At 58.7% G+C, this 21,593-nt stretch carries 22 protein-coding genes; 6 read left to right on the top strand and 16 right to left on the bottom strand.

The window, feature by feature from the left end; all coding sequences use genetic code 11:
* Positions 1-106: 106 nt before the first annotated feature.
* Complete coding sequence (locus ISN74_RS18300; RefSeq protein WP_188795141.1) at positions 107-889, bottom strand: alpha/beta hydrolase; 783 nt, start codon at positions 887-889, stop codon at positions 107-109.
* 59 nt (positions 890-948) lie between these two features.
* Between ISN74_RS18300 and ISN74_RS18295 the strand changes: the two genes are divergently transcribed.
* Positions 949-1,860, top strand: coding sequence for a LysR family transcriptional regulator (locus ISN74_RS18295; RefSeq protein WP_229678836.1), 912 nt, complete (start codon positions 949-951; stop codon positions 1,858-1,860).
* 309 nt (positions 1,861-2,169) lie between these two features.
* Here ISN74_RS18295 and ISN74_RS18290 read toward each other — a convergent pair whose 3' ends face one another.
* The gene (locus tag ISN74_RS18290) at positions 2,170-2,937 is read right to left on the bottom strand and encodes an alpha/beta hydrolase (protein WP_188795139.1); all 768 of its coding nucleotides are present in this window, start codon (positions 2,935-2,937) and stop codon (positions 2,170-2,172) included.
* Positions 2,938-3,111: 174 nt separating this feature from the next.
* Between ISN74_RS18290 and ISN74_RS18285 the strand changes: the two genes are divergently transcribed.
* Positions 3,112-3,696: a TetR/AcrR family transcriptional regulator gene (locus tag ISN74_RS18285; protein ID WP_188795137.1), complete on the top strand. Its 585-nt coding sequence runs from the start codon at positions 3,112-3,114 to the stop codon at positions 3,694-3,696.
* A 76-nt stretch (positions 3,697-3,772) separates the two neighbouring features.
* On the opposite strand, the gene ISN74_RS18280 is transcribed toward ISN74_RS18285, so the two are convergent.
* The 4 genes from ISN74_RS18280 to ISN74_RS18265 form a co-directional block, all read right to left on the bottom strand.
* Positions 3,773-5,680 (bottom strand): M61 family metallopeptidase, encoded by a 1,908-nt coding sequence (locus ISN74_RS18280; protein WP_203546647.1) that lies wholly within the window; start codon positions 5,678-5,680, stop codon positions 3,773-3,775.
* A 69-nt stretch (positions 5,681-5,749) separates the two neighbouring features.
* Positions 5,750-6,334, bottom strand: a complete 585-nt coding sequence (locus ISN74_RS18275) for a TetR/AcrR family transcriptional regulator (RefSeq protein ID WP_188795134.1) — start codon at positions 6,332-6,334, stop codon at positions 5,750-5,752.
* Positions 6,335-6,525: 191 nt separating this feature from the next.
* Positions 6,526-6,894: an ArsR/SmtB family transcription factor gene (locus ISN74_RS18270; protein ID WP_188799368.1), complete on the bottom strand. Its 369-nt coding sequence runs from the start codon at positions 6,892-6,894 to the stop codon at positions 6,526-6,528.
* A 214-nt stretch (positions 6,895-7,108) separates the two neighbouring features.
* Positions 7,109-7,624, bottom strand: a complete 516-nt coding sequence (locus tag ISN74_RS18265; RefSeq protein WP_188799367.1) for an arsenate reductase ArsC — start codon at positions 7,622-7,624, stop codon at positions 7,109-7,111.
* 96 nt (positions 7,625-7,720) lie between these two features.
* On the opposite strand from ISN74_RS18265, the gene arsH reads away from it, so the two are divergent.
* Positions 7,721-8,533, top strand: a complete 813-nt coding sequence (gene arsH / locus ISN74_RS18260) for an arsenical resistance protein ArsH (RefSeq protein ID WP_188795132.1) — start codon at positions 7,721-7,723, stop codon at positions 8,531-8,533.
* An 80-nt stretch (positions 8,534-8,613) separates the two neighbouring features.
* Here arsH and ISN74_RS18255 read toward each other — a convergent pair whose 3' ends face one another.
* Positions 8,614-9,744 (bottom strand): OmpA family protein, encoded by a 1,131-nt coding sequence (locus tag ISN74_RS18255; RefSeq protein ID WP_203546646.1) that lies wholly within the window; start codon positions 9,742-9,744, stop codon positions 8,614-8,616.
* A 723-nt stretch (positions 9,745-10,467) separates the two neighbouring features.
* On the opposite strand from ISN74_RS18255, the gene ISN74_RS18250 reads away from it, so the two are divergent.
* Positions 10,468-11,340, top strand: coding sequence for an alpha/beta hydrolase (locus tag ISN74_RS18250; RefSeq protein ID WP_425488854.1), 873 nt, complete (start codon positions 10,468-10,470; stop codon positions 11,338-11,340).
* Positions 11,341-11,354: 14 nt separating this feature from the next.
* On the opposite strand, the gene ISN74_RS18245 is transcribed toward ISN74_RS18250, so the two are convergent.
* Positions 11,355-11,816, bottom strand: coding sequence for a GNAT family N-acetyltransferase (locus tag ISN74_RS18245; protein ID WP_188800607.1), 462 nt, complete (start codon positions 11,814-11,816; stop codon positions 11,355-11,357).
* Between ISN74_RS18245 and ISN74_RS18240 the strand changes: the two genes are divergently transcribed.
* Complete coding sequence (locus ISN74_RS18240) at positions 11,815-12,795, top strand: methyltransferase domain-containing protein (protein WP_188800605.1); 981 nt, start codon at positions 11,815-11,817, stop codon at positions 12,793-12,795. The genes ISN74_RS18245 and ISN74_RS18240 overlap by 2 nt on opposite strands.
* 130 nt (positions 12,796-12,925) lie before the next feature.
* Here ISN74_RS18240 and ISN74_RS18235 read toward each other — a convergent pair whose 3' ends face one another.
* The 8 genes from ISN74_RS18235 to ISN74_RS18200 all read right to left on the bottom strand — a co-directional run bounded on the left by ISN74_RS18235 (position 12,926) and on the right by ISN74_RS18200 (position 20,548).
* On the bottom strand, positions 12,926-13,099 hold the full coding sequence (locus ISN74_RS18235; RefSeq protein WP_188800770.1) for a DUF1328 domain-containing protein: 174 nt from the start codon (positions 13,097-13,099) through the stop codon (positions 12,926-12,928).
* Between the two features lie 72 nt (positions 13,100-13,171).
* Positions 13,172-13,405: a CsbD family protein gene (locus ISN74_RS18230; protein ID WP_188800603.1), complete on the bottom strand. Its 234-nt coding sequence runs from the start codon at positions 13,403-13,405 to the stop codon at positions 13,172-13,174.
* A gap of 417 nt (positions 13,406-13,822) precedes the next feature.
* The gene (locus ISN74_RS18225) at positions 13,823-14,044 is read right to left on the bottom strand and encodes a CsbD family protein (RefSeq protein ID WP_188800601.1); all 222 of its coding nucleotides are present in this window, start codon (positions 14,042-14,044) and stop codon (positions 13,823-13,825) included.
* A 219-nt stretch (positions 14,045-14,263) separates the two neighbouring features.
* On the bottom strand, positions 14,264-15,079 hold the full coding sequence (locus tag ISN74_RS18220) for an AcvB/VirJ family lysyl-phosphatidylglycerol hydrolase (protein WP_188800600.1): 816 nt from the start codon (positions 15,077-15,079) through the stop codon (positions 14,264-14,266).
* Positions 15,076-17,634 (bottom strand): bifunctional lysylphosphatidylglycerol flippase/synthetase MprF, encoded by a 2,559-nt coding sequence (gene mprF / locus ISN74_RS18215; protein ID WP_229679364.1) that lies wholly within the window; start codon positions 17,632-17,634, stop codon positions 15,076-15,078. The genes ISN74_RS18220 and mprF overlap by 4 nt, the downstream gene beginning before the upstream one ends.
* Positions 17,635-17,882: 248 nt before the next feature.
* Entirely contained in the window at positions 17,883-18,500 is a 618-nt protein-coding gene (locus ISN74_RS18210) for a hypothetical protein (protein ID WP_188800596.1), read from the bottom strand.
* Positions 18,501-18,650: 150 nt separating this feature from the next.
* A complete protein-coding gene (queF, locus tag ISN74_RS18205; RefSeq protein WP_188800595.1) occupies positions 18,651-19,475 on the bottom strand; it encodes an NADPH-dependent 7-cyano-7-deazaguanine reductase QueF in 825 nt (274 codons plus the stop codon).
* Between the two features lie 80 nt (positions 19,476-19,555).
* A complete protein-coding gene (locus tag ISN74_RS18200) occupies positions 19,556-20,548 on the bottom strand; it encodes an aldo/keto reductase (RefSeq protein WP_188800593.1) in 993 nt (330 codons plus the stop codon).
* Positions 20,549-20,653: 105 nt separating this feature from the next.
* On the opposite strand from ISN74_RS18200, the gene ISN74_RS18195 reads away from it, so the two are divergent.
* Positions 20,654-21,553 carry a LysR family transcriptional regulator gene (locus ISN74_RS18195; protein ID WP_188800591.1) on the top strand — a complete coding sequence of 300 codons (900 nt, stop codon included), beginning with the start codon at positions 20,654-20,656 and terminating at the stop codon, positions 21,551-21,553.
* The last annotated feature ends 40 nt before the right edge of the window (positions 21,554-21,593 follow it).

Genomic DNA, 21,593 nt, shown 5'->3' with positions numbered 1-21,593 from the left:
GTTCATTGGAGTCAGTTTGCTTCTGTCGGGAAGCGAGTACGCTTTGGATCTGTCGTTCAATAGCGCCGTACGTTTCATCGTTACGTCAACGGCGCAACATCGCTACTTAGTGCATGGCATTTTTGGCAGCTTCTTCGATCAGCGCTGCTACTTCTTTCGGATGCGATTCGTACACGGAGTGGCTGGCACCCGGCACCTCAATCGTGGTGCTGTGCGCACGCTTGGCGTACATCCGCTCCAGATCCGGATTGATGATGCGATCGTCCATCGCCACGGCGTACCAGCTTGGCTTCGTCTTCCACGCAGGTTGACCGGCCGGTGAGTTGAATACCGATGCAGCCGTCAGCTCTTGAGCATTCGCTTCGAACTCGGCCTGCTTTAATGGCAGATCTGCTGCGAAGTCTGCCGGATAACGGGACGGCTCAAGATAGAGAAAGCCATCTGCGGTCTTTTTGACGTCGTGGGTCATGCTGGTTGCGTTCGGGAAACGCTTGGTGTTACCCACTTCGGTTTCGCCCTGATCGAGCGCATGCGCGGCGATATAAACCAGTCCAACCACCTTCGGATCGTTGCCGACGTCCGTAATGATCGCGCCGCCATAACTGTGGCCGACGAGAATGGTTGGGCCGTCCTGCATGTCGACGATTCGCTTTACAGCTGTCACGTCATCGTTAAAGGATGTCAGTGGATGTTCGGCAATGGAAACGTGGTAGCCATCTTTGACGAGAATGTCATAAACCGGCTTCCACCCGCTGCCATTAACCCAGGCACCGTGCACGAGCACGATGTTATGAACGGGTGTTGCAGCCATCACGGAGGCCGGGGCAGCGACGACTCCTGCGAATAGGGCGACGGATAACAGGATGCGCTTGCTCATTTTACTCTTCATGGGGTGGATCCTCAGGATTAGGGTCGGACGATGCGCTATGCTCAGCGCTCGGTGGAAGCATGCTAACCCCATGTTCTCCATCGATTTATGAAGTTATTAGCGGCGATTTAGAGGTATTTGCAATGCGACCCCTGCCCACCGAACTTCTTCGCAGTTTCGTCATCGTGGCCGAGACGGCGAACTTCACGGTCGCGTCCGAGCGCATAAGCCTTTCGCAATCCACGGTCAGCCAGCACATTCGCCGGCTCGAAGATTTAGTAGGTGTCGCACTGTTTGAACGCGACACGCGCAACGTACGGTTATCCCGTCATGGCGAGGCGTTGCATCGCTATGCCGTGCAGATTCTGAAGTTGATGGATGAGGCCATGACCACCGTGTCCGGGCCACCTTTGAACGGCACTGTGCGTCTAGGGCTCCCTGAAGATTTTGCCCTCAGTCGATTGGCGCCGAGTCTTGCCAGCTTCGCCCAGCGCAATCGGGACGTGGATCTGGTGATAAACACGGGTTTGAGTGGCGATTTATTCCGAGAGCTCGACGAAAATAAGCACGATCTTGTGTTTGCAAAGCGCTTGGTGGGTAGTCAGCGTGGTTACGTGGTAAGCCGTGAACCGCTCTACTGGTGCGGCAGTCCGACGTCGCCGCTGACGGGAGGTGAATCCATTCTTCCGCTCGCCGTACATCCTGAGCCAAGCGTAACGCGCACCCGCATTTTGGAGACGCTAAAGGCTGCGGGTCGATCCTACCGATTCGCGGTGGTAAGCGGCAGCATTGCGGTTATCCAGGCAGCTGTCGCCGCAGGATTGGGTATTAGCGCCTTTCGGGGTGACGTCATTCCCGAGGGGCTTATCCGTCTCACCGGCGACTTGCCTGATCTTGGCTTTCTGGAATACGTCATCGACCGCAAAGAGTCGATCTCCCAGGCTGCTGCGGCAGTCGAACTCATTATTGCGGACACGGCAAGACTGCCGTGAGTCCGAGATGAAAATGTCTCGTGTCTGCTTTCAACCCAACGCGGACGTAAAAGAGGCGTGTGGTGTTTTGCACCCAAACAAACACAGTTTGATCTATTGCGTCGAATTTCACGCAATCGCCGATGCGTTCACGCCCCCGACATCAATCGGATATCGACATTCAGCGCCTGCTTAGAAAGTGGGCCAGACGACGGCGAACATTCGCCATCGTCTGGCCATGCGGAATGTTGCATTTTCCGTTCCGCATCGGGGTGTTATCAGCATGAGCCTTCCAGGTAAGCAACATCGCGAGCTGCTTGGGGTGACTCATTACTTGCCAGACGCAACAGCAGCCTGCTCGATCAGCTTGGCAATCTCGGCGGGGTGCGACATATAGACCACGTGGCTCGCATTGATCTCGATGGTCTTGCTGCCGGCACGCTTTGTCATGAAGCGTTCGAGATCCGGATTGATCGCACGGTCTGCTGTGGCCACAACAGCCCAGCTCGGCTTCGTCCTCCATGCTGCTGCGGTGATCGGCGTACCAAAGGACTTGGCTGCGGGCATCACCTGGGAAATCGCCATGAATTTCGCCTGCTGTGCAGGAAGATCGGCAGCAAAGTCCTGATGGAATTGAGCTGGGTCCAGATACAGATAGCCATCAGCGGTTGCCTTGATCGCCTTGGTGGCGGACGGCATCTTGTTGTTCAGCACCATGGCGCTTTCACCGGTATCCGGCTGGAACGCTGCTACATAGACCAGACCGGCGACCTTGGCGTCATTACCGGCCTGGGAGATCACTGCGCCACCGTAGCTATGTCCGACCAGGATGCTCGGACCGTCCTGCGCATCGATCACTCGCGTGGTTGCTTTGACGTCATCCTCGAACGAGGTTTCCGGTTCCTGCACGACTGAGACCTTGTAGCCATCGCGGGTCAGGATGTCGGATACGGCTTGCCAGCCCGAGCCATCGGCGAAGTAACCGTGGACAAGGACGATGTTCTTGACCGGCGCAGTTGTTGCGGCCTGGGCGCCCAGGGCAGCAAAGGAAAGAGCGAGTGTGGCGGCGATACGGCTTATACGGGGTGCGGTTTTCATGGTCGTACTCCAAAAGTCAGTTAAGGGATTGGAAGGTTCGATGGGCCTTGCTTGGTCAGTGTAAACATCCTACTAGTTGGTAGAATATGACGCAAGCACTTTCTGCCCCTGGAAAAATTCCCTTACTGGATATAGACTTATAGGTATTCAACCAACTAGATGGTAGATATTCGCATGACTAACAGCGGAGAGATCACCGCCGGGAAGATCCTCGAAGCGGCGCGCCAGCTCATCATGCGGCGGGGTTACAGCGGCTTTAGCTATGCCGACATCTCCGATGCCATCAACATCCGCAAGGCGAGCATCCATCACCACTTTCCCACCAAGACGGATCTGGCCATTGCGGTGGTAAGGCAGCATCGAGAGATGTTCGATACCGATATGGCAGCGTTGCAGGCGAGCGGCGCCGATCCTCTGGCCCGGTTGCGGGCCTACGTCGGTTATTGGGAACGGTGCATCGCGGACGATAGTGCACCGTTTTGCATTGCAGGCATGCTGGGTGCGGAGCTTCCCGCACTACCGGACGACGTAGCGCAGGAGGTGCGCGCGTATTTCGTGAATTTCGACCAGTGGCTTGAAGACGTGCTTGAGTCAGGCGTCAAAAGCAAACAGCTCAAGCTCAGGAGCACTGTCAAGTCGGAGGCTAAGACGCTGGTATCTCTCATCTACGGCGCGATGCTGGCCGCACGAGCGTTTGGCGATACCGCATTTTTCAAGGATGTTGCCGATAATGCTATTGCGCAGCTTAGCCGGGCATAGGTCATTCGATTTGGTTCTTTCAGGTAAGCGGACAAACGGGCCGCGTTGATCCGCGTCGGTAAAGCTCGCAAAGCCGCTAGCGCGGCGCGGCTATGTCGAGGAGATGATCCTTTGTTCCGACATCCGGTTCCAGAGCCGGATACTGTTCTCCGCCGTGATACGCAAGGGTGAGTGTCGTGGCGACTCCGCTATTTTCAACGGCGAACTCGATGGGGGCCGTTGTTCCTTTGGCACTGCGAATCGCTCGTTGCAGCTGATCGATCGAAAAGGGCGCTCCATTGACGGAGAGGAGCTTCATGCCCGACGCAAAGCCCGCCTTGTCCGCAATGCCACCGATGAGCACATCGGTGATGACGCCGTCCGATCGCACCTTCATGGCGATCGAATATTCGAAATCTTTCTTGCCCGAAAGCGCGGTCCACGCATTCGGTGTGTCTCGGTAGACCAGACGATATCCACCGCGCGTAAAGCCTCCCAGGGGAGCCTCGGGAGTGAGTTCGTGGAGACGTTCTTTGAAAAAAGATGCCCAGTCGTGCGGATAAACAGTGTTCAGCGCGTTGACGAGGTTTTCGAAGGTGAAAGGAAGCGTGTCGGGCCCAGTGTTAGTGCCGTTACCGTAAAAAAGAGCCAGGAAGTCATCGAGAGATTTCTTGCCTCCGGTTCCGCTGCGAATCGTGGTGTCGACTTCCAGCCAAATTAGCGCGCCCTCACCATAAAAATCGTAGCCGCCGAGCCGCCAGCTTTCGTAGGCGGAGCCGTCGGATGCCCAGAGGATCGGTGCCATCGTTGCCGTATCTTGAAGATCACGCCAGGTTTTTCCAGGGCGGTGGGCGAAGCGGGCAGCCTTCTCACTCCATTGATCGAGGAATTGTTGCTGCGTCCAGATTCCGGATCGAGCGGCGAGGACTCCTGCAAGGTAGTCAGTCAGTCCTTCGTAGATCCAAAGATCGGTGCCGATGATGGGCATCTGATAGTTCGCGGTCATCAGGCTCATGGAACGCCGATATTTTCCGTTCCAACTATGCACGAAGTCGTGCGCAATGAAATCTCCATACAACGTGAGAGACCTTTCGTTCGTCAGGAAATCGGCCGGTCTGCGATTGTCGAGAGACTGATGATGGTCGAATGCGTCTCCGGAGATCTGATTAGACAACGTGACCAGCATATGGAACGAATCGTAGTGCCGGCTGTGAAAGAGAATCCCGGCCTGACGAACGAGTTCGCTGAACTGATCGATGCGTGATTGATTGATCTGGAGTGATGCCGGTGTGTCGGCCACCATGTCGAGATAGTGCTTCGGAGTGATCTCTGGGGCTAAGGGAATTTCTCGAAAGTAGCGTCCGGAAATTAACGGCGAATCGACCAGCTGCTCAAGCGAGACGGTCTGAAAGGTGACGGTATTTGAAAGTTCAGGCGGGGCCGATACGTCTTTGGCTTGGAGAGCTGAAGCGAAATGCCAACCCGTCGGCATGACGAGAGTCGGCGTGACCTCAATCGAGGCGACTTCCGTGGATGGCCCGTCATACGGATACAGGAGAACCGTATTCCAATTGAGCGCCGCGATATTTGCGTCGGTCGTTCCCCCGGTTGTGGCATCGGCCGCAGTAATGAAGTCAAAGTTCACCTCGATGGAACTGGCGCCCTTCGGAACCATGATGTGGTAGAGGTAAAGCTCAACGGGATCGCGTTCCCAACGAATCGGCGTGGCGGCTGCGGAACCAGCCTGGTGAGCGGTAATAAATAAGCCGGCTTGCTGATCGATAGGTCCGGCTAGGTGAACGCTCGGAAGCCATTGCGGATAGGCGAGCGTCATCGGACCAGGCTTGGCTGGAATGATCTCCGTTGTATGGAGGAGTTTGCGCGGTGCATCGCGCAGATCGACCTTGAGAAGAACCGGAGGCTCCGCGCTTGAGGCAACACTGCAAGTCGCGCTCATGGTAAATGCCAAGATGGCGGTGAGGCAGTAAGAAGTGATGCGCGGCATGCGTAAGGCACCGATATGGGTCAAGATCGAAGAATTCTCTGAGGGCCTGTCAAAGGCACCGTTGAAGGCTCACTTTCGCGAAGCGCGTTTGACGTCACCTTGCTGCTTCAAGAGGGAGATCGCTCCCGTGATCGCGCGATGGAACGGTTCAGCAGAATTCGCGGCGCGCGCCAGGACATAAGCACCCTGGAGAACCGCGAGAATGGTCGAGGCCGTGTCTTCCGGATTTATCTCCGAGCGAAATTCTCCGGTCCTTTGGCCTTCCTCAATGAGAGCGATCAGTTCCTGTGTCAGCTTCGCGAACATCTCTTGAACGGGTTGTCTCAGTTGCGGGTCTGCAATGATTTCTGGATCCTGAGTCAGCCTTCCAATGCGACAACCTCGCAGTGCGTCCCGCTCGCGATTGAGGTAGGAAACGATGCGATCGAGCGCGGAGCTAGGCTGTGAAAATTCTTGCTGCGCCGACTCGTACAGTTGCTCGGCGCTTCGCGTAATGGCGGCTGACGCGAGCGCTGCCTTGTTTTCAAAGTGGTGGTACATGCTGCCTTGCCCGGCGGAAGCCCTGTCCTGAATGGCTTTGGGACTCATACCCACATAGCCCCGCTCCCATAACAGTTCCTGGGCGCTCTCAATCAAACGTTCTCTGGTATCCATGCGCGCTACTGTACATACTAGTAGGTACAATACGCAAGCTGGGAAAGGGCCGCCAGGCAATCCGTGGGGCATGTGGGTTCGAGCGCGGTCTTTTTGAGTGATCGGCTGGCCTTACGGGCCTCGCTGACCGGGCAAACTTCGATGGGCGCCCAGCAGATCTGTCCAGATATCCGCGGCCCCGGGCAAACCGATTAAGAGGCAGACACTTTTCGCCGCGTCTTGCCGGCAGTCTTGGCAGGTTTGCACGACGTCGGGCCAACCGCACAATGCGTCTGGCTCTGACTGCAGCAATGATCGGTCAGGTAGCCAATCAGATCGTTCATCGCTTCGATTACCGGCGTGTAATAGATAAAGCGACCATCCTGCCGACTGATCACCAGGCCTGCGTGGGATAGCTCTTTGAGGTGGAAAGAGAGCGTCGCATTAGCTAGCCCCAACTTTTCTGCAATCACGCTGGCCGCCAGACCCTCAGGTGCGTGCTCGATCAGCAACCGATACACCGCCAGCCTCGACTCTTGAGCGAGCGCTGAAAGAATCGTAATGGCTTGTTTGTTCTGCATGATGCGGATTGCACTATGTGAATGAAAAGGTGAGGAAGCGCGAACGCAGTGTAATAGCTTGGTCTGATGGTGGATCAATCTGCCGTGGCGTAACGCGGCGTCACCGATCGCGGCCAGCTGACTCGGTAGCGAAAACCGCCTGAGATTGTGCTCAAAAAAGCGGATTTGCGCCGGTTTTGATGTGCGGTTGTTGTTGCCTCGGTGCCTACCGTACTCATGCGATGTCTTCCTGCTCATCGTCACCAATCGCACCGATGCGATCGAGCGCGTGCTGGAGTTCGTCGTGCGTCATGGACTCGACCGGCAAGTTCAGCAGCGCCATCAAGCGGTAGGTGATCAACGCATGCGCGTGCTGAAACGCTTGACTGATCGCGATGGCGTTGCCCTGTACTGCTGCCGGATCGGAAAGGCCCCAATGCGTGCGCACGAAATCCCCAAAGAGGACGGGACATGGCTCCTTCGCCGCGCTATCGCATACCGTGATCACGATATCGAGCGGCGGCACCCCTTCATCGACGAATCGATCCCAGGACTTGCTCGAGAGGTTTGCTGTAGAGATACCCGCGCTGACGAGTTCCTCCAGGGCGTAGGGGTTGACCCGACCCGTAGGCTGGCTGCCTGCGCTAAAAGCCTCAAACCGCCCTTTGCCGAGATGATTGAGCGTGGCTTCCGAGAGGATGCTGCGGGCGGAGTTGCCCGTACAAATGAAAAGAACGCGACAAGGGTGCATGGGCCATGGGTCCGAAGACGGGGTATTAAGATTTCTATTCGACATTTCCATAATGATAGAATCATAGAAGCGATGCAACTGAACCCAGGCCGCTCTATGTCCCTCCCTGATCTGCCGTACGTCAGCACCGAATTACTCGATAGCCCCAGCTCGGAAAAGCTGTCATTGCCATCGGGCTCCACTCATCCGCCGCGCATTCTGATCCTTTACGGATCCTTGCGGCCCCAGTCATTCAGTCGAAAACTGGCCCTTGAGGCTGAGCGCATTCTTCAACACTTCGGCGCGGAAACTCGTGTGTTCGATCCACACGAATTGCCGATCCTCGACAGCGTGCCGGCCAGCCATCCCAAGGTGCAGGAGTTGCGTGCGCTGTCACTATGGTCGGAAGGGCAGGTCTGGGTAAGCCCTGAGCGTCATGGCTCCGTCACTGGCGTATTCAAAAACCAGATCGATTGGCTGCCGCTTGAGGAAGGCAGCGTTCGACCCACGCAGGGACGAACATTGGCCGTGATGCAGGTCAGTGGCGGTTCGCAATCCTTCAATGTCGTCAATGCGCTGCGCGTGCTCGGCCGCTGGATGCGCATGGTGACCATCCCGAATCAGTCATCGGTGGCCAAGGCCTGGCAGGAATTCGATGAGAACGGCCGGATGAAGCCTTCGCCGTTCTATGACCGTGTGGTGGATGTCATGGAGGAGTTGTTGAAATTCACTTTGATGGTACGTGATCGCAGCGACTATCTGGTCGATCGCTACAGCGAACGCAAAGGTGCTGCAGAAGCCCGTGCGTTATCAGAGGCCGCAGCGATCACCGAAACTTCGACGTTAACCGAAACAGAGGCGCCGCCAGCAGAGGCTGTGTCGGTTTCTCATGCCAAGGCGCGCAACTGTTGCGCTGCGGGTGCGTGTTAGTGACGGCGTTGAGTTGTCTCACAGAAAAGAAAAAGCCCGGCATAAGCCGGGCTTTTTCATAACGCCTTGCAGACTTCCGATTACTGCTGAACCTGCAGTTCGGTGCGACGGTTGCGTGCGCGACCGGCAGCGGTCTTGTTGGTGTCGATCGGGTCGTTCAAGCCGTGACCGATCGGACCATCCAGACGACTCGGGTCGATGCCATGCGCCGTCAGGTAGTCGTACACGATCTTCGCACGACGCTCCGACAGGCCCTGGTTGTAAGCGGCCGTGCCCACGCTGTCGGTGTAACCGGCAACGGTGACATGCACCTGCGGATAGCGCTTGAGCGTATCCACCGCCTGATCCAGGATCGCCATCGAATCGGATGCCGGCACTGCCAGGGTCGGTTCGATGTTGGTCTCGCCCTTCTTCGGACGGTCGAACTTGAAGTTCACGCCCTTCAGGTCGATCACCACCTTCTGCGGGCAACCATCCGGACCGACGATCGTGCCTTCCGGCAGATCCGGGCACTTGTTGTCGCACAGGTTCACGCCGTTGCGGAACTGCTTGGAGCAGTCAGGCTGCGGCGGCGGCGGTGGCGGCGGCGGTGCGGCCGGCGCCGGCGGAGGGCCAAGACGGAATAGCACCATGAAGTCGACCATGGCATCGCCATAGCCATTGCGCTGCGGGAAGGTCTTGTCATCCCAGTCGTAGCGGTATTTGACTTCGCCACGGATGTCGATGTTCTGGGTAATTGTCTTGGAGAGACCGACACCGCCTTCGGCCGCAGGATCGATCTTGTGGTCGAAGGAGTTGATGTGTTGGCTAGCCATGATGCCGCCAACCAGGTAGGGACGCCATGCGTTCCAATCGAGGAAGTAATAGCGTGCGTCGACACCCAGGTTGTTGCTGGACCAGCGGCCGGCATCGAGATAGCTGCGGAAGGTGCGGCGGGTACGATCGGCGAAGATGTCGATCGATACATTCGGGGAAATGAACTTGCCGACTACCAGACCATAGTAGATCTGATTCTTGTTGGTGAGCCGCTTGGTGTCGTTGTGGTAGTAGCCGACCGTCGGGCCGACATACCAGCGGTCGTCGTAACTGGTGGTACTGACGTCACTGCTCGAGCTGCCTGGGGGGGCAGTCGACGTATTGTCTTGCGCATGCACGACACCCGCGCCGCCCAAAGCAAGAGCAATCAAAAAATACAGACTCCTACGTTTCATGAGGTGTCTCCTCTTTATATGTGATATCGACGCTTGTCCGGGGGGGATCAAACGCCGCCAGCTTCATGCAGCCGATGCGGCCTGTTAAACACCAGCAACTTGGTAAGCCTTTACCAAGGTCCTACGAATCCCTCCGCACTTCGTGTCGTTTGACTTGTTTTTCGTGAATACAAAGATGCGCCTTTTGGGTTCTCCGAACGTGCAGCCCCAGAGCCCGAGAGATAATGACTTTTAACGCGGTATTTATTGTGAACGTAGAGCGTCTGGAGCATGTGTTCAATATGTGAAATTCGTCTTCACGAAGCGTTGAAAAAGGCTAAAAATGGCTGCCTAGACATTTTATTTACAGATGATTAAGGAATTCGCACAAGAAGGCTGAAAATAAACCGGACTGTTTTAATTGGTAAAAATTATCAAAATCGAAATTATTGTCAGGCTTGGGAAAGTTTTCTTAATTGTTTATAGAGCGGCTAACCAGAACTCCGCCATTTGTGCCGAATGCACAAAGTCATGAGTTGAATATCCTCTGCCGGGCTGATGATCGAACGCCTGCATGGAAGTGATACGGCGGAAGGCGGGTGGCCGGGCAATCTCACGTTATTCCGGCATCTGTCGGCGCTTCCAGCCAAGCCGGTCTGCTTCGTCGTTCAGCCAGCTTCCCGGCGCATGCATGCAGCGGTAAGGTAAGCAGGCTTAGCTACGGGGGAGCTTATGGAGCGACAGGTGCGAACGCATGCCGTGCCGCGCGGTGATGCCGCGGAGCAGGCGGGCACAAGGTGGCTGGCCATGCCGGATGGACAGTCCCTTTATCTGCGCGACTGGCCGAATCCTGCGGCGCGCGATGCCGTACTGATCGTGCACGGGTTGGGTGAGCACAGTGGACGCTACGAACCGTTGGCGCAGTGGTTTCTGGCGCGCGGTTATGCGGTGCGCAGCTACGACCAGCGCGGCCACGGTCGTACCCCTGGTCAGCGGGCGGCGATCCGCCATGGCGACGATCTGTTGCGGGATCTGGCGGTGGTCTACCGGGATTACGCTTCCAACTTCGGCAAGCTGCCCTTACTGCTGGGCCACAGCATGGGCGGTCTGGTGGCCTTGCGTACCGTGTTGGACGGCCGGGTGGAGCCGCCTGCGCTGGTGCTTTCTTCGCCCGCGCTGCGAACGTTTGAAGCCGTGTGGCTGCGTCGTCTTGCCGCAGGACTGGCACGCGTGCTGCCGAATCTACCGCTGCGCAATGGCTTGCCCCTGGATGGCCTGTCTCACGACCCCAAGGTCATCGAGGATTACCGCAACGATCCGCTATGCAGCGGCGCTATCACGCCGCGCGTGGCGGACTTCATCTTTCGCGCAGGCGTATCGAGTGTCGCCGATGCATGGCGTCTGAAGGTGCCGACCTTGTTGCTGGTTGCCGGTAGCGATCGGCTGGTCGATCCTTCCGGCAGCCGCGACTTTGCCGATGGGGCTTGGGCCACCAAACAGCTGACCAGTCGATTCTTCGATACGCTGTTCCACGAGCTTTTCAACGAAACCGAAACAGGGCGCCACCAGGTGCTGGCACAGCTGGCCGAATGGCTGCGCCGCGTTGCTGTTGCGTGAGATGGCAGCACGGATCAGAGCGATTTGCGGTAAACCACGAATCCCGATTTGTCGGCCACGTTGTCGTACAGCATCATCGCCGCGGCATTGGTTTCATGCGTATGCCAATACACGCGAGTGCAGCCGCCTGCTGCCGCGCGCTCGTAAACCGCTTCGATCAGCGCACGTCCCACGCCTATGCCCCGGGCTGCTTCGTTGGTAAACAGATCCTGCAAATAGCACGCCGGTTCGATCTGGATCGTGCTGCGATGGAAAAGGTAGTGCGCGATACCCAGCGCGGTGCCGCCGCTTTCGGCGATCAACGCATGCACGGGTTCGTAGGCATCGAAAAAGCGCGACCAGGTCGTGCGGATAATGTTATCGGGCAGGGCAGTGTCACCGTGCCTGCCGTAGAAGGCGTTGTAGCCTTCCCATAGCGGCAGCCATGTGGCGAAGTCCGCTCTGACAACCGGCCTGACCAGGATCGGGTGATGCATGGATACCTCGCGCTGGGGACACAAGACGCCGGAGGTTTCGACGGCGGCGCCGTTCCGCGCGATGATAATGCCTGGTTATCGGAGCAAGACAGGACGTTTGGAACGAATGACGCAAACTTTGCAGGCTATCGTTGAAACATGGGGGAATGACCGCTCCTTGTATGACCCGGCTCAGCTGGGGCGCCGTGTCGAGGTGATCGACGAGCTGGAAGAGGCGTTACTCGATGTATTGGGCCAGCCCGAGAATGCCAGTCTTCTTCTTCGTGCCAGAACGCTGCGGGATGGCCTGGAAGCGGTCAACAGTCAGATCTATCGACAGATACGCGAGGACATCCAGCAAGGCCGTGGCGTGGAGCGATTGCTGACATGGGTACCTGATCCTCTGTTTGATGACATGTCAGGGCGGCACGTCGGCGGAGATCGCTATGATTACCTGGATGCCTTGCTGAGCGGTATCGCCTCATGGCGCGAGCCCGGTGACGACATTGCGCCGCTGGCGCAAGACATGGTGTTCTACCAGCCAACCCCGGCCCGCCACATCTTCGATCTGATCCAGCGCCTGTCACTTGATCATGACGATGTGCTGATCGATCTTGGTGCAGGACTTGGACATGTGCCGCTGCTCGCCGCGATCTGCGCCAAAGCGCAATGCATCGGTATCGAGTGGGAGGCGGCTTACGTGGCGAGTGCGCAACAGTGCGCAAGCGATTTGAAGCTCGCCAACGCCAGCTTCATTCAGCAGGATGCACGCGACGCGGACCTTTCCCGCGGTACGGTGTTCTACCTCTATACGCCTTTTACTGGTGCGATGTTGCGAGACGTGCTGAATCGGCTTGCACGAGAGGCAGCAACCCGCATCATTCGAGTATGCACACTGGGCCCTTGCACGCAGGTCGTGGCGGGTGAGTCGTGGCTGACACCGGTTGGCGCGTGGCAATCAGCAGACCGAATTGCGGTGTTCCGCAGTGCTCAGGTTTGATGCGCAGCAGTGCATCGATGTTGATCGCTCGATGACAACTGCCAGTGATCATGTGTCGGGCATCCCATGGACAAAGAGAATGCCGCGACCCGCAAGCGGGCCACGGCGAAATGCCTGATCCAGGTTCGCGTCAGAGACGCGGCCCTCGGCGTATGCCGCCAAATACCAGCGACAATACGAACAGCACGATAAACACAATAAAGAGAATCTTGGCGATGCTCGCCGCGCCGGCGGCGATGCCACCGAAGCCGAATACGGCAGCGATGATGGCTATGATGAAGAACACAGCGGCCCAATAAAGCATGGCGATCTCCTGTTCGTGGATGGCAAGCGTGACTGGATGGAGGTGGGCCACGCGATGGTGGCCCGTCACGCATCAGTGAGGCTTGGGATCGGTGTCCTGTCGGCTCAAGCTGAGTTCCCGCTCGAAGTCGCGGACTTGCCGTTCGGCTTCATCGCGTGCGATACCGTAACGTTCCTGCAGACGGCCTGCCAGCATTTCAGCATTGCCTTCGATCACTTTCATGTCGTTGTCAGTCAGCTTGCCCCATTGCTTTTTGATCTGACCGCCGAGCTGCTTCCATTGGCCGCTGATCGTGTCGTTATTCATGATAAATACCTCGCATATGTCGATGGACGTAGCGCCGGATGTGTGATGCCCGACGTGTCCGATTCGAACAGCGAGTATGTAAACGATCTGTTCGCGTGCGACAGAATGGTTAAGCCACATGAACGCTCGATGCATTGCTTGTTGGTGTCATGTGTAGATCAGGTTCAAATGTACGGGTCATCGTCCTGCGAAGATTCACCGGGACTGAATTCGAGCAAATCACCGGGCTGAGCGATATTCGACGGGTGTTGCACCCATCTGTCGGCACATGCGCATGGTGTGCGGCGGAAAGAACGTGCTCTGCACGCATGCCCGGCGCGATCGGGTGCGCCAGGCAGGTTGGCCAAACGCGTGACCCCGCACCAGCGTCGCGCTCCACGGCGAGGTGCGTTTGCTGGTGCGGGCCGCAATCAAGGCTTAGTGTTGTGTCTTAGCGTGTTTGCTGATCTGAGTTTCGAATTCGCGTACCTGTTTTTCAGCCTCGGAGTGGCTGATGCCATAACGTTTTTCGACCTTGTCGATCAGGTAGTCGGTGCTGCCTGCGTTGACCTTCAGGTCGTCATCGGTGAGTTTCCCCCAATGCTGTTTGATGTTGGGGGTGAGTTCCTTCCACTGGTTCCTGATCATGCCTTCGTTCATGACATTACCTCTTCAACTCTAAGGGGTGCACTGAGCAAATGCGCTGAGTACGGTGATCGATTCAATCACTCGTGGCGTAAATCATTCGTGCCAACTTTGTGTAAGGAGGTTCGCAGCGTTCACTTAGATGAAGACGCGCGCGAGCACGCCTTGGCGCGCTCAACGGCCAAAGCGTGATGGCAGCATTGGGCTTTTATTACCAGATCGTGCGGCGAAACGTCACTGTGCTGTCGCGGGTGGTGACGGTGCGGTTTCAGTCGGCGAAGTATCGATCGGCAGATCGCCGATCATGCGTGTGGCCAGACCATCGTAGTTGTAGTCGAAGTGATGATCGCCGGGCATTTCGTAGACTTTCACCCACGTCGGTAGCTTTGGATCGTCGCAGACCGTGTCGTCACTGTCGTCGTGACCGTAGTAACAGATGATCGGGGGCTGGTTTTGCAGTGCAGTAATGGGTGGAAGCGCCGGATAGTGCGGCACCGGGTTGATCGACTGCATCACTTCCTTGATATGCGTCTTGAGCCAGTTCTCACGCATCGCGATGTAGCCTTCCATTTCCACTTCAAAGTTCACGTCCTGGCTGGGCGAGAGCAGCACCATCTGCACAAGGCGTGCACGGTTGGCAGGGCTGAGCTTCTCCACGATGGTCGGTAGCACGTCAGCGCCGAACGAGAAGCCGATCAGCCACACTTTTTGCTTGTGCCATTGCGTGGTGTATCGGGTGATCAGCGCATCCAGTTCCTGCGCGGATTGTTCCGGCGAACGATTGCGCCAGTAATAGTCCAGGCAGCTTACGCCGAGCACCGGTAGGCCACGTGCGACCAGCCGCTTGCCCAGTTGCTGGTCGAGGTCGCGCCAGCCACCGTCGCCGGAGAAGAACACGACCAGCACATCGTCATGCCCGGCAGGCGGCGGCACGGTGGGCGCCAGTTTGACCGTCGCATCATCCATGCTGGGGCGCGGAAAGGGCTTCCAGATGATCAAGGCGGCAATGACTGCCAGACATACGACTATCGCGATGGTGCGGAACTTCATCGACGCACGACTCCGGTAAGGCCGCCCGAAATCAGGCTGGCGACATTGGTGAGCACCACAGGCAATGCGATGCCGCCTGGCACCGCCATGTAGCGCGGCTCCCATTCGGGGTCGAACTTGTCCTTGTAGCGGTGCAGACCTTGGAAATTATAGAAGCGCTCGCCGCGACCAAAGATGAGTGCGCCGAACCGGTTCCATAGCGGCGCCTGGCGCCGGCTCTGCAAGCCTGACAGCGGGGCCATCCCCAGATTGAACCAGTGATAGCCCTCGATCTTGGCCCATTGCATGAGTTCCACGAACAGGTAGTCCATCAGGCCTGTCGGGCCATCCGGCAACTGGCGCATCAGGTCCACCGAGGCTTCTTCCATGCTGTCGCAGAGGAACATGTTGGCGAAGGCGATCGGTTTTTCGTCCTGCCACACCACCGCCATCGGAGTGCGCGACAGATAGATGTCATCGAATGCGCCTAGCGAGAAACCTTTCTCGCGTACGCGCTTGTCGCGCAGCCATGCGTCGGATACCGGCTTCAGTTTCGGTAACAGTGCGGGTACTTCTTCGGCAGGAACGATCTCCAGGCGCAAACCTTCGCGGCTGAGTTTGTTGATCGTGCCGCGCAGGGTTTTCTTCGATTTGCCGTCCAGATTGAACTGGTCCAGCTTGACGCGTGCTTCCTCGCCGATCTTCAGCAGGCTCATGCCGACTTCGAGATACAGGTCGAGATCCGCGGGCGCGACTTGGTAGAACACAGGCCAGCCGCCACCGCGCTCGCAGTGCTCACGGAATGTCCATACCAGTTCCTGCCGTGCACGGTCATCGCTGCCGATCGGGTCGCCCATCGCCACCCAGCTGCGGCCTTCGATGCCGTACATGATGAAGGCCTTGTCATTCGGATCGAACAGCAGGCTCTTGTCGCCCATCAACGCAAGATGCGCCTGGGCGGAATGGAACTGCTTGATCAGTGGCAGTGCACGCGCCAGTTCCGAGTCATCCGGCAAAGTGGGGCGTGGACGTGCAGAGCGAATCAGCGTGATCAGCGCGAACAGCAAGGCGACGCCGGTGGCGCCGACCAGGGCACGCAGCGCACGTGGCGCGTTGCCGTGATAGAAACTGAACTGCCACCACAGGTCGCTGCTGTATTCCACATGCTGGTAGCTGAAGAACACCAGCCACACCGTGCAGCCGAGCACCGTCGCGCATGCCAGCAGCCAGCCGAATGAGAACGTCACTTCGAATAGCGACGCACGTCGATAGAACAGGCGATGTGCCGGCGCCAGTGCGACGGCGAGCAGAACCAGCAGGCCAGCTTCTTCGTAGTCGATGCCTTTGAGCAGCGAAGCCACGGCACCGGCAATCAACAGCACCAGTGTGAGCCAGTACGCCGCGTCGAGTCGGCGTTGCAGGCCGCGCGCAAGAATCAGCAACGACATGCCGATCACGCTGCTGAGGAAGTGCGAGGCTTCCATCACCGACAGCGGCAGCAGATCGCTGAGCAATTCCAGGCGTCCCGGCAGTACTGCGGTGGCGCCGGAGAACAACAGGATGGCGCCAGACACGAGGGTAAGCCCGGCAAAGAATGGCGGCAGGATGCCGTTGAACCAGGGCGTAAGTAGCGCTGTCTGGCGCAAGCCTCGCGCCTCGCGAATCACCACGGCAACGGTGGCTGCACACAGTGGCAGCAGGTAATACACGCCGCGATACGCTGCCAGGGCGCCAAGAATCGGCGCCGAATGCGCCTGATTGCCGGTAGCGCCGAAGCCAGCCAGCATCACAGCTTCGAACACACCCAGTCCGCCCGGCACGTGGCTGATCAAGCCAGCGATCTGCGCCAGTGCAAAAATCGCCAGGAACGAACCGAAGTGCAGATCCATCGCGTCGGGCATCAGCGCATACAGCACGACAGCGGCCAAGCCCCAGTCCAGTGCGCCGACGAAGATCTGGCGCAGACCGATCGAGATCGGCGGCAAGCGCAGATCCCAGCGCCACACGCGTACCGGTTTGCGCAGCAAGGCGCCGCCGAGCAGCCACAGCAAGGGAATCGCAGTCAACGACGCACCAAGCAGCAGGCGCGCGGAGGCCAGCGGCAAACCGGGCGGCAGCGGCACCAGCAACAGTGTGACGCCGGTGATCGCAAACAGCCCCAGCCAGAAGCTGATCGTGCAGAACAGCACCACCTTGGCGACATCCATCGTCGACAGGCCGGCCTGGATGTAGAAGCGGTAACGGATCGAACCGGACACCAGCATCGCCATGCCCAGCGTGTTGCTGAAGGCGTAGCTGATGAATGAGATCAGCGCCACACGCGGGCGCGGCAGCTTGCGGCCGATGGCGCTGAGCGCGAACAGATCGTAGAGCGGCATCACCGCATAGCCGAGCGCGGTAAGCACGATGGCCTGGCCGATGCGGCCACGGCGCAGGCGGTGCATGTACTCGCCGACCTGGTGATAGCTCACTTCACCCGCCAAACGATACAGCGCCCACAACGCCAGGCACAGCATCAGCACTGACAACGCTGGACCGCCGAATCGACGCAACCAGACCGGGCCCTGCCGGCTCAAGGCATCTTCCTGGCTAAGGACTTCGGCCCCGCCTTGTTGCTCCACGCTACTACTCTCTTTGGTCCCCAGCACTACGATGGTGCCACATCAGACATGGCAGGCAATAATTTGCGACGCCTTGCGCGGCGATATGTCATGTGCGCCGATCGATCGTGGACACGTCGGCCACGGCTTGCGTGACAGTGACATGCCCAACATGAAAAGGGGCGCCTGTCGGGGCGCCCCGGTAACCATCATGTCGGCGAGGCTCAGCTCTTCTTGACTTCGAAGGTCTTGCTGGCGACCTGCTTGCCATCGAGCGAGATGTCCACCTTGTACTTGCCTTCCGGCCACAGGTTCGGGTTCTGCACACGGAACGTGGTGGTGGCGGGGCCATCGGCGATGATCGACTGGCTGGTGCTGGTCACCAGTTGGCCGCTGCCTTCCAGATAGCTCCACTTCGCATTCAGTGTGGCGCCGGCGGTGCTGCCGCTGGTATCGACGCTGACATAGATGGTCTTCTGGCTCGGCGAGAAGCTGGTCACTTCCTTCTTCACCTTGTGATCCGGGGTGACGGTATCGCCAACGGTGATGGTGCTCACCTGGAAGCTGTTGTCGGCAGCGGCGGGCGCTGCGGCCGCCGCCGGTGCAGCGGTGCTGGCTGCTGCCGGAGCGGCAGCTGGCGCAGCGGCTGTGCTGGCTGGCGCCGGTGCGGTGCTGGCCGCCGCCGGCTTGGAAGCGGTGCTCGGTGCAGCCGGTGCCGGGGCCGTGCTCGGAGAAGCGGGCTGGTTGGCAGGCTGCTGCTCGTTCTTGCCGCAGGCGCTGAGCGCCAGCAGGCCGGCAAACGTGACGCTGTAGAGGGCGGCGGAACGTGCGGAGAGTTTCATGGGCGGGCTTCCGAAATAATAAGGTGCGAGAGAACCGGAGACGGACGACTTCGGACCAGCTGCCAAGGCTAGCGCGTTCGATCTGAAGTGCCGATGACCAAGGCGGCAGAGTGTACCCGAGACCTGACCTGCGGCGAGTGATGCGTAGCCTTACTGTCTGGCACCGCGCAGGTTGTTCGGCAGGCCCCGTTCGGTGCTGCGATAGGGGTTGATGTCCAGTCCGCCACGGCGTGTGTAGCGCGCGTATACGTTGAGCCGTTCCGGCTGGCAGCGGCTCATTACGTCGGTGAAGATGCGCTCCACGCACTGCTCGTGAAACTCGTTGTGTGTGCGAAACGACACCAGGTAACGCAGCAATCCCTCGCGGTCGAGTGCCGGGCCACGATAGGTGATCTGCACGCTGCCCCAATCCGGCTGACCCGTGACAGGGCAGTTGGAACGCAGCAAGTCCGAGACCAGGGTTTCCTCGACGACAGCACCGTTTGCGTCAGCGCGCAGGTAATCGGCCTTGGGCGGACCGTAGTCGTCGATGGTCACCGGCAGTGCGTCGATCGACTCGCCTTCCAGATCGCCAAAGGGATGTTTCGACGCGCTTGGCTCACGGATGAATACCATCACTGGAGCACCGGCGGCGCGGGACAGATCCTGCTGCAACAAGGCACTCAGCGCCGCCGTGTTGGCCACCGGCTCCTGCGCGAAACCGTTGAGGTAAAGCTTGAACGACTTCGACTCGATGATGTTCGGCGACGTCGCCGGCACATGGAACTCCGCCACCGCCGCCACCGGCTTGCCACGCATATCCAGCCAGGACAGTTCGTAGGCGTTCCAGATATCCACGCCATGGAAAGGCAGCGGCTCGTGCACGCCGATCTCATCGCGCTTGGCCTGGCGTGGGATCGGGAAAAGCTGGCTGGGATCGTAGCGATCGGCGTAGGCAGTGTGCTTGCCGAGCGGGGAGTGTTCGGGAGTGGTCATTCGCGCATTTTACTGCGCTGGCTTCGTCGATGCTTTGAAATCGTCGTCCCGGCCTGCGCCGGGACGACGGGTGTTGCGGCTTATTTATTGATGTGCGCCATGCCGGCTTCGGTGTAGCGCGCACCGGCCACGGCTTCCACCGGGAAAATGCGCTCGATCGAGTCCAGGTCTTCCTGGCTCAACCGCACATCCAGCGCACCCAGGTTTTCATCCAGGCGCGAACGCTGCTTGGTGCCGGGAATCGGCACGATATCCTGTCCTTGCGCGAGGACCCAGGCGAGCGCCAGTTGCGCTGGCGTGCAGCCTTTTTCCTGCGCCATCACCTCGACCTGTTTCACCAGTTGCAGGTTGCGCGCGAAGTTCTCGCCCGCGAAACGCGGATTGGTGCGGCGGAAATCGTCGGGCTCGAAATCCTCCAGCTTGGTGATCGCGCCCGTGAGAAAGCCACGGCCAAGCGGCGAATACGCCACCAGCGCAATGCCCAGCTTGCGGCACATGGCCAGCGTGCCGTTTTCCTCCGGATCGCGCGTCCATAGCGAAAGCTCGCTTTGCAAAGCGGTAATCGTGTGCACCTTGCTGGCGCGCTCAATGTTCTGCGCGGAGGCTTCGGACATACCGATGTAACGCACCTTGCCCGCCGCCACCAGCTCGGCCATCGCGCCGATGGTTTCCTCAATCGGCACACTCACATCCACGCGATGCTGGTAATACAGATCGATGTGATCCACCCCCAGCCGTTTCAGGCTGTTGTCGCAGCTGGCGCGCACATACTCCGGGCGACCGCTGATCCCGCGCTTGGCTGGGTCGGCGGCATCGCGCACGATGCCGAACTTGGTCGCCAGGAAAACCTGGTCGCGGCGTCCCTTGATGGCCTTGCCAACCAGTTCCTCGTTGATGAAAGGGCCGTACATGTCGGCTGTATCGAGCAGGGTGACGCCGCGGTCGAGCGCATGGTGGATGGTGGCGATAGATTCGGCATCGTCGCGCTTGCCGTAGAAATCGCTCATGCCCATGCAGCCGAGGCCGAGGGCGGAGACGACGGGGCCGTTCTTGCCAAGTGTGCGTGTCTGCATGATTCGTCTCATGGTGGGGTTGGGGGATGGCGCATCATCGGCCGATGCGGTGATGCGATAAATACTGAATAATGAGTATCACTATTCCATTTGGATCAACAATCCATGGATCGCCTTGATGCCATGCGCCTATTCACCCGCATCGTCGAACTCGGCAGCTTCACCGCCGCGGCCGATGACCGGAATCTGCCTCGCGCCACCGTCACCCATACCATCAAGCGGCTGGAGACGAGGTTGGGCACGCAGTTGCTGCGCCGAACCACCCGCCGCGTCCATGCCACACAGGATGGCGAGGCGTATTACAGCCACTGCATACGACTGTTGGCCGAAATGGATGCCGTCGAAGCGGACTTCCGTGAAGCCACCGTGCAGCCGCGAGGTCGACTGCGCATTGATGTGCCGGTACAGATGGCGCGTTTGTGGCTGATCCCCGCCTTGCCAGCGTTCTTTGCACGCTATCCATCGTTGGAACTGGACATCGGCACCAGCGACCGTTTCGTCGACTTGTTGCGCGAAGGTGTGGATTGCGTATTGCGTGTCGGCAAACTGCCAGACTCCGGATTGGTCGGACGCCGTGTCGGTACGATCGAGCAATTAACCGTGGCCAGCGCAACCTATGTGCGCAAACAAGGATTGCCGCAGACCCTGGCAGATTTGGAGAAGGGGCATTACGCGGTGAACTGGTCATCACCCACCACGCATCGCAGCGAGCCGCTGGAATTCATGGTGGGACGCAAACGCCGTGAAGTAAGCATGCCCGGCCACGTCACCGTAAGCAGTGTGGAGGCTTATCTCGCGTGTTGTGAGGCGGGACTAGGTGTTGCGCAGTTTCCGCGTTATCGCGCGGCGGAGGGTCTGGCGAACGGTACCTTGCGGCAGATTTTGCCAGCGACGCCACCGCCGTCGTTGCCGGTGACGGTGCTGTATCCACCGCATCGGCAGATGCCGGCGAGGTTGAGGGCGTTTGTGGATTGGTTGGTGGAGATTATGGCCAAGCAGTTTTAGTGCTGTTGCGATTTGTAGGTTGGGTTGGCGCAGCCTAGCC

The organism is Dyella caseinilytica, from assembly GCF_016865235.1.
Lineage (GTDB): Bacteria > Pseudomonadota > Gammaproteobacteria > Xanthomonadales > Rhodanobacteraceae > Dyella_B > Dyella_B caseinilytica.
The sequence above is the reverse complement of the archived record's forward strand: the minus strand, read 5'-3'. Positions and strand labels throughout refer to the sequence as shown.

Excerpts from the sequence above, each read along its gene's own strand:
- ISN74_RS18285 (WP_188795137.1), top strand. The coding sequence starts at position 3,112 with ATGACTAACAGCGGAGAGATCACCGCCGGGAAGATCCTCGAAGCGGCG.
- ISN74_RS18290 (WP_188795139.1), bottom strand. The coding sequence starts at position 2,937 with ATGAAAACCGCACCCCGTATAAGCCGTATCGCCGCCACACTCGCTCTT.
- ISN74_RS18235 (WP_188800770.1), bottom strand. The coding sequence starts at position 13,099 with ATGCTTTATTGGGCCGCTGTGTTCTTCATCATAGCCATCATCGCTGCC.
- ISN74_RS18280 (WP_203546647.1), bottom strand. The coding sequence starts at position 5,680 with ATGCCGCGCATCACTTCTTACTGCCTCACCGCCATCTTGGCATTTACC.
- ISN74_RS18270 (WP_188799368.1), bottom strand. The coding sequence starts at position 6,894 with ATGCAGAACAAACAAGCCATTACGATTCTTTCAGCGCTCGCTCAAGAG.
- ISN74_RS18255 (WP_203546646.1), bottom strand. The coding sequence starts at position 9,744 with ATGAAACGTAGGAGTCTGTATTTTTTGATTGCTCTTGCTTTGGGCGGC.
- ISN74_RS18275 (WP_188795134.1), bottom strand. The coding sequence starts at position 6,334 with ATGGATACCAGAGAACGTTTGATTGAGAGCGCCCAGGAACTGTTATGG.
- ISN74_RS18245 (WP_188800607.1), bottom strand. The coding sequence starts at position 11,816 with ATGCATCACCCGATCCTGGTCAGGCCGGTTGTCAGAGCGGACTTCGCC.
- ISN74_RS18300 (WP_188795141.1), bottom strand. The coding sequence starts at position 889 with ATGAAGAGTAAAATGAGCAAGCGCATCCTGTTATCCGTCGCCCTATTC.
- ISN74_RS18240 (WP_188800605.1), top strand. The coding sequence starts at position 11,815 with ATGGATACCTCGCGCTGGGGACACAAGACGCCGGAGGTTTCGACGGCG.
- ISN74_RS18220 (WP_188800600.1), bottom strand. The coding sequence starts at position 15,079 with ATGAAGTTCCGCACCATCGCGATAGTCGTATGTCTGGCAGTCATTGCC.
- queF (WP_188800595.1), bottom strand. The coding sequence starts at position 19,475 with ATGACCACTCCCGAACACTCCCCGCTCGGCAAGCACACTGCCTACGCC.
- ISN74_RS18265 (WP_188799367.1), bottom strand. The coding sequence starts at position 7,624 with ATGCACCCTTGTCGCGTTCTTTTCATTTGTACGGGCAACTCCGCCCGC.
- ISN74_RS18200 (WP_188800593.1), bottom strand. The coding sequence starts at position 20,548 with ATGCAGACACGCACACTTGGCAAGAACGGCCCCGTCGTCTCCGCCCTC.
- ISN74_RS18230 (WP_188800603.1), bottom strand. The coding sequence starts at position 13,405 with ATGAATAACGACACGATCAGCGGCCAATGGAAGCAGCTCGGCGGTCAG.
- ISN74_RS18210 (WP_188800596.1), bottom strand. The coding sequence starts at position 18,500 with ATGAAACTCTCCGCACGTTCCGCCGCCCTCTACAGCGTCACGTTTGCC.
- ISN74_RS18195 (WP_188800591.1), top strand. The coding sequence starts at position 20,654 with ATGGATCGCCTTGATGCCATGCGCCTATTCACCCGCATCGTCGAACTC.
- ISN74_RS18295 (WP_229678836.1), top strand. The coding sequence starts at position 949 with ATGCTAACCCCATGTTCTCCATCGATTTATGAAGTTATTAGCGGCGAT.
- ISN74_RS18225 (WP_188800601.1), bottom strand. The coding sequence starts at position 14,044 with ATGAACGAAGGCATGATCAGGAACCAGTGGAAGGAACTCACCCCCAAC.
- arsH (WP_188795132.1), top strand. The coding sequence starts at position 7,721 with ATGTCCCTCCCTGATCTGCCGTACGTCAGCACCGAATTACTCGATAGC.